The organism is Mesobacillus sp. (assembly GCF_049588175.1).
GTDB lineage: Bacteria > Bacillota > Bacilli > Bacillales > Cytobacillaceae > Mesobacillus.
The window spans coordinates 1-6,311 of the sequence record NZ_JBAVFI010000271.1; the positions used below are offsets into that span (position 1 = coordinate 1).

At 39.8% G+C, this 6,311-nt stretch carries 4 protein-coding genes; all 4 read right to left on the reverse strand.

What is annotated here, in order from left to right; all coding sequences use genetic code 11:
• Positions 1-875 precede the first annotated feature (875 nt).
• Positions 876-1,367: a staygreen family protein gene (locus tag WB217_RS06610; RefSeq protein WP_423991815.1), complete on the reverse strand. Its 492-nt coding sequence runs from the start codon at positions 1,365-1,367 to the stop codon at positions 876-878.
• A gap of 81 nt (positions 1,368-1,448) precedes the next feature.
• Positions 1,449-2,207, reverse strand: coding sequence for a hypothetical protein (locus tag WB217_RS06615; protein WP_423991817.1), 759 nt, complete (start codon positions 2,205-2,207; stop codon positions 1,449-1,451).
• Positions 2,208-2,395: 188 nt separating this feature from the next.
• Positions 2,396-4,834, reverse strand: a complete 2,439-nt coding sequence (gene parC / locus WB217_RS06620) for a DNA topoisomerase IV subunit A (protein WP_423991819.1) — start codon at positions 4,832-4,834, stop codon at positions 2,396-2,398.
• A partial coding sequence (locus WB217_RS06625; RefSeq protein WP_423991821.1) for a DNA gyrase/topoisomerase IV subunit B occupies positions 4,831-6,311 on the reverse strand: 1,481 nt, incomplete at its 5' end. The genes WB217_RS06625 and parC, both read right to left, overlap by 4 nt.

The following is a 6,311-nucleotide window of genomic DNA, read 5'->3' on the forward strand; positions in this document are numbered from 1 at the left end:
TATGAAACCCTAGACAAATGAATACTAAGAACAATTGGTGTGCCTGGAAATCTCATAATTAAAGGGATGTTCAAATATAGAAAAGGAATCAAAAAAAGACCATTCGCATAAATGAATGGTCTTTTTAGTGAAATAGGGATGGGTATTAGACTACAATCTGAAAAATTAATTACGGTTATTTGTCGGGGTGTTTTTCTTCATTAAGAAAACAAAGAAGTCCAAGGATGGTATAATTCCTATTTGTTGAGGAGAAGGTACTTAAGACGAAAAAAACCATTATAAATTATTATTTTTCTAGTTTACATAACATAAATTCTAGGAAGTTCTATAATAGTAAATGTAAATCGTCTCAATTGCTAAGTATACTTAAGTTAGTGAGATGAAATTTAAATTTTCTATGGAATGTTGATTTTTATTTAATCAATTCATTTTTGCATATTGTTGTCATTAAATTTAATTTCAAATAAAGTTAATCATCATATATAAATGTTTTTTAAATTCATTTGGAAATTAAAATTCTTGTGATACCATTTCATCTTTACATCGTTTTTTTTATCTGATAGCTTTTAGCTGTCAGATTTCTTGTTGCTTGTGCAAAAACCTTAGAAATTGTCATTTAATGCATTCCAGCGATTCAGTATCTTTATGTGCTGTATCTTTCATATATTTCTTATTGTATTAGTTTACATAATATTATTATGTAAATCATTACTCTTTCATTTTGTTTTTTCTTAGATTGTTTTTGATCAATGTAAATTATTATTCGAACCCTTTTTAAACTGTACTCGAGGCTCCAGGATAGTAAAAGTTATCGCAGGAGTGGTTTCTGCCTCTTCCTCCCTCTTATGTTTTGGTTTTACAACAAAAAACACAGGTTAAACCTGTGTTTTGTCGATCCTTTTTCTCCGGGCTATATTTAAGTACTTCCTTGGTGTTCCGTAATATGCTATTTCACTGTATTCCGGATAAACTGATGCAAATTGGACATAAATTGGGGCGTCAAGCAGCCAAGGATAATTTGTGTAAAAGCTTCTATCTCCATAAATTAAGCCGGTTAAGGCTAGATCCATTTCTTTTTTAAAGATCATATATCGTATCCTGGACATATTTTTATCAAATTCACCATTGCTGATATATGCCTTACCGTAAAGTAAGTATTCACCATTAACAGTAATCCAATCGGCCAAAACTTCATCGCGCATTTTATAGTTAATGGCTTGGTAATCGTAGCTGTTCCCGATGCTTAAATATAGTTCACCAGTCATATCGGAATGTGTTAATGTATATTTTCTGCTGTCGACAGGTTCAAAAGCTGTAGCTGGTGGAATATACTTTACACTCAACTTTTCAGGCTTGAATTTGCTCATAACCCAAGGCTCCTTTCAAAAAAAGAATCCTTTTTTTCATAGCCTATGCAATATGAGCCCAATACGTTACAAATGCCTACTTTATGGAGTTTTTAAGCTTTTAACTCTTGTATTGACCAAATTCCACTTGCCTTTTTCATAAAACCAGGTCGATTCCACTTCCGCGACGCCATCCGCATTGTATGCTCCGTTGACACGCTGGCTGCCAGCTAAACCATAAAGATTTTCTTTTACCTTTACTGTTTTTAATAGCCCATATGGAAGGACCATTAATTCAGTTGGTTCATTCAATTTGCCGTCCTGGTAAAGTCCAAGTCGCTCGTATTCCTCTTTCCTGTCACTTAAGTCAAAGTTGTACGATTGGCCAGTTTCTTCAATAGTAATGGATGCATTATAGCCGTCTACGAACTGGCTATTGATTGTTAATGGTTCAGGAACTGTAATGTCGGTTACTTTAAAATCTTTCAGTGTGTATAAAAAGAAATTCGATAGTCCTCCACTGCCTCCAGTAGGAATGCTGACAAAGATATCTTTAACTCCATCATGGTTTAAATCTCGGTAAGTGGTTGAAGGATCGTACCCGCCTTCTAATTCAATTTTGTATGTCTTCCCGTTAGATGCCTTAATCTTAAGGTAGACTCTTTTTAGGAACTGTGCCCCCTCTTCAAAAGGCACACCTTTTACATAAATTGTATCAAATATTTTATCCCCGGTAACATCCACTTTCTTTTCTGATACAGTAACTGTCTTATCGTGAGACTCTCCAGCGTATACACCCGTCAGCGCAGTTAATGACATGCAAAAGAAAGCAGTAAATGTCAACAGTAGCTCCTTCTTCATGAGCATCCCTCCAAAATATATACTGTTAAGTTGCCCATTAATGGTAAAAAAATGCATAAAAAACCCTCTGAAAATATCAGAGGGTTTCATTTCATTTTGTTTGTTACCTGTTCATAAGCGGAAAGCAAGGCTGTCACTGTAGACAAATAAAAGACACAGGATTAACCTGTGTCTTAAAGATAAAATTATTATTGATTCTCTGTTGGTAGTTCACTTTCGACTTTCCAGAGTTCATTTAGCTTTCCAGTTTCGCTTTCATCTACAAGGAATGAACCGTTCGTATAGCGGTCACTGAATCGAAGTTCTCTGGCTTTTACGGATACAATCTGCTGTTTCTCAGTCTGGAAGAAAATTTCATCCTGATCGCGGACAACTTCTACACCGACAATTCGGTGAGGATTCGATTTCAATTCTCTTAACATTACCACTCCGCGTTTTGCACGAGAGCTTTTTTCAAATTCAGAGAGTTTCATCTTTTTCACTGCACCACGCTGTGTAGCAATTACGATAGACTGGGTGTTATCATCAATTACTTTACCGCCAACAACATAGTCGTCATCCTTGAGATTCATACCCTTAACTCCTGCAGCCCTTACACCGATCGGGCTGACTTCCTCCTCATTGAACCAAAGTGCATAACCAAGATTTGTAGAAAGGAATAAATCCTTCATTCCATCCGTGATGTGTACATCGACAACTCGGTCATCACCTTTTACGTTGATCGCAGTTAAAGGTTTTGAGTATCGTTGTGCTTTATACTGGATTAACTCAGATTTCTTAACCATACCATTCTTTGTTATAAACAAAAGGAATTGATTTTGGTCAAAATCACTGATTGGCATTGCTTTGATGATGACTTCATCCCTGTCAATCGGAACAATATTAGCCACGTGCTGGCCGAGATCCTTCCAACGGATATCAGGAAGTTCATGAACAGGCAAATATAGGTAGCTTCCCTTATTAGTAAATAACAGGAGCACTTCCTTCGTATTCATGTTCAGCTGAGACATTAACCTGTCAGTGTCCTTCATTGCAAAATCCATGCCATTGGAGGCTGCATAGGAACGCTGGCTTGTTCGTTTAACATACCCATCCTTGGTTACCGTTACGATTACATCCTCGCTGGCAATCAGGACTTCAAGGTTGATTTTAAGCTCTTCAATTTCCGCTTCTATTTTTGTGCGGCGGTCATCTGCGAATCGTTTTTTGACGTCTTTTAATTCTTTTTTAATGACTGCTAGCAGCTTTTTCTCACTTCCGAGAATAGCAGAAAGTTCATCTACTTTCTTGGCAAGCTCCTCTGCTTCAGCCTGAAGTTGTGTTATATCCGTATTCGTTAATCGATATAGCTGCAAGGAAACAATTGCTTCAGCCTGAACTTCAGTAAAAGCGAATTTTTTGATTAAATTATCCTTAGCATCACGCTTATCCCTGGAAGCACGGATTGCAGCAATTACTTCATCGAGGATTGAGAGAGCCTTCATAAGGCCTTCCACGATATGCTGCCGCTCCTTTGCCTTTTGAAGGTCGTACTGTGAACGCTTCGTCACGACATCCTTTTGATGATCGATATACGCATCAAGGAGTTCAGCAAGACCCATTAAAACAGGTCGTTTTTTGTTAATTGCGACCATATTGAAATTGTAAGTGATTTGTAAATCACTGTTCTTATATAGGTAGTTCAAGACTCCTGTTGCATCTGCTTCTTTTTTAAGCTCGATGACAACACGGAGGCCGGTGCGGTCTGTCTCATCACGCACCTCTGAAATACCCTCTACTTTACGATCTAGACGGAATTCATCCATTCTCTTGACAAGGTTGGCTTTATTGATTTCATAAGGAATCTCAGTAATAACGATTTGCTGCTTCCCGCCTCTGACTTCTTCAATTTCAGCCTTGCCGCGTACGATGACTTTCCCTTTGCCGGTCTGGTATGCCTTCTTGATTCCGTCAACACCCTGAATGATTCCGCCAGTTGGAAAATCAGGCCCTTTAATAACCTGCATGAGGTCATCGATCGTGCATGCTGGGTTATCCATTCGCATGAACACTCCATCAATTACCTCTGCAAGATTATGAGGTGGTATATCGGTTGCATAACCAGCAGAAATACCTGTTGAACCATTAACAAGAAGATTCGGGAACATTGCAGGCAGTACTGTAGGTTCATTTGAAGTATCGTCGAAGTTGGGAATAAATTCCACAGTGCGCTTTTCAATGTCCCTTAATAATTCGCCGGCAATTGCGGATAATCTTGCCTCTGTATAACGCATCGCGGCTGGAGGATCTCCGTCGATGCTGCCGTTATTTCCATGCATTTCAACTAAATAATTGCGTACTTTCCAGTCCTGGCTCATTCGCACCATTGCGTCATAAACTGAGGTATCACCATGAGGATGGTAATTGCCGATTACGTTACCGACGGTCTTTGCGGATTTCCTGAAGCCTTTTTCACTCGTGTTACCTTCAACGTGCATGGCATACAATATCCTGCGCTGAACAGGCTTTAATCCATCCCTGGCGTCAGGAAGTGCACGCTCTTGAATTATATATTTACTGTAACGGCCGAAACGGTCGCCTAATACATCTTCTAAAGGAAGGTCACGGAATTTTTCTACTGAACTCATTCGCCAGCAACCTCCTCTGCAACTGAAATATTTTCATTCTCAAGTATATTGCCATCTTCCTCAAGGCCGAATGCGACATTAGATTCAATCCATTTTCTACGAGGTTCAACCTTGTCGCCCATCAGAGTTGTTATTCGTCGTTCAGCACGTGCCACATCATCGATTCGCACGCGAATCAATGTTCGAGATTCTGGATCCATCGTCGTTTCCCACAGCTGGTCGGCATTCATTTCACCAAGTCCCTTATAGCGCTGGATCATGTAGCCTTTACCGACTTTTTTCATTGCTCCCTTAAGCTCATCATCGCTCCATGCGTACTCAATGATCTCTTTTTTGCCAGTACCTCTGCTTACCTTGTATAGCGGAGGAAGGGCGATGAAAACTTTTCCAGCCTCAATAAGCGGCTTCATATATCGGTAAAAGAATGTCAAAAGCAGAACCTGGATATGGGCTCCATCCGTATCAGCATCTGTCATGATGATGATTTTATCGTAATTGATATCATCCACATTAAAGTCGGTACCTACTCCGCCACCAATTGCATGAATGATTGTATTTATTTCCTCGTTCTTGAAGATATCCTGCAGCTTTGCCTTTTCGGTATTTATGACCTTGCCTCGCAAAGGGAGTACTGCCTGGAACTTTCTATCCCGTCCCTGCTTGGCTGAACCGCCTGCAGAGTCTCCCTCTACAAGATAAAGTTCATTTTTAGCTGGATTTTTAGACTGGGCAGGTGTCAGTTTTCCAGAAAGTATCGCGTCCGAGCGTTTCTTTTTCTTGCCGCTTCGTGCATCCTCACGCGCTTTACGAGCTGCCTCGCGTGCCTGGAAGGCTTTGATTGACTTGCGGATCAGCAAAGTACTGACATCAGGATTCTCCTCAAGAAAATATAAAAGGTGTTCGGAAACCACAGAGTCTACTGCTGATCTGGCTTCACTCGTACCTAGCTTTCCTTTCGTCTGGCCCTCAAACTGAAGGAGCTCTTCAGGAATTCGAACTGAAACAATCCCGGCCAAACCTTCACGAATATCTGCGCCATCTAGGTTTTTATCCTTTTCCTTTAGAAGTCCGACTTTGCGGGCATATTCGTTGAATACCCTTGTCATTGCCGTCTTTGCACCCGCTTCGTGAGTACCGCCATCCTTCGTCCTGACATTATTGACAAACGAAAGAACATTTTCGGAGTATCCATCGTTAAATTGGAATGCAAACTCAACCTCAATCTTGCTGAACTCGCCTTCGAAGCTGACGACTGGATTAAGAACATCCTTCTCTTCATTCAAGTATTCAACAAATGCCTGGATTCCTGTTTCATAGTGGAAAACATCCTTGGCATCATGACGTTCATCAATAATTTCTATTTTTAAACCTTTTAATAAGAACGCAGATTCACGAAGACGCTCACATAAAGTGTCGTAGTTATATGTCAGTGTCGAAAAGATTTCTGGATCTGGCTTAAAGTGAATCGTAGTACCAG

Bases quoted from the DNA above. Each gene is read 5' to 3' on its own strand.
- parC (WP_423991819.1), bottom strand. From the start codon at position 4,834: ATGAGTTCAGTAGAAAAATTCCGTGACCTTCCTTTAGAAGATGTATTA.
- WB217_RS06610 (WP_423991815.1), bottom strand. From the start codon at position 1,367: ATGAGCAAATTCAAGCCTGAAAAGTTGAGTGTAAAGTATATTCCACCA.
- WB217_RS06615 (WP_423991817.1), bottom strand. From the start codon at position 2,207: ATGAAGAAGGAGCTACTGTTGACATTTACTGCTTTCTTTTGCATGTCA.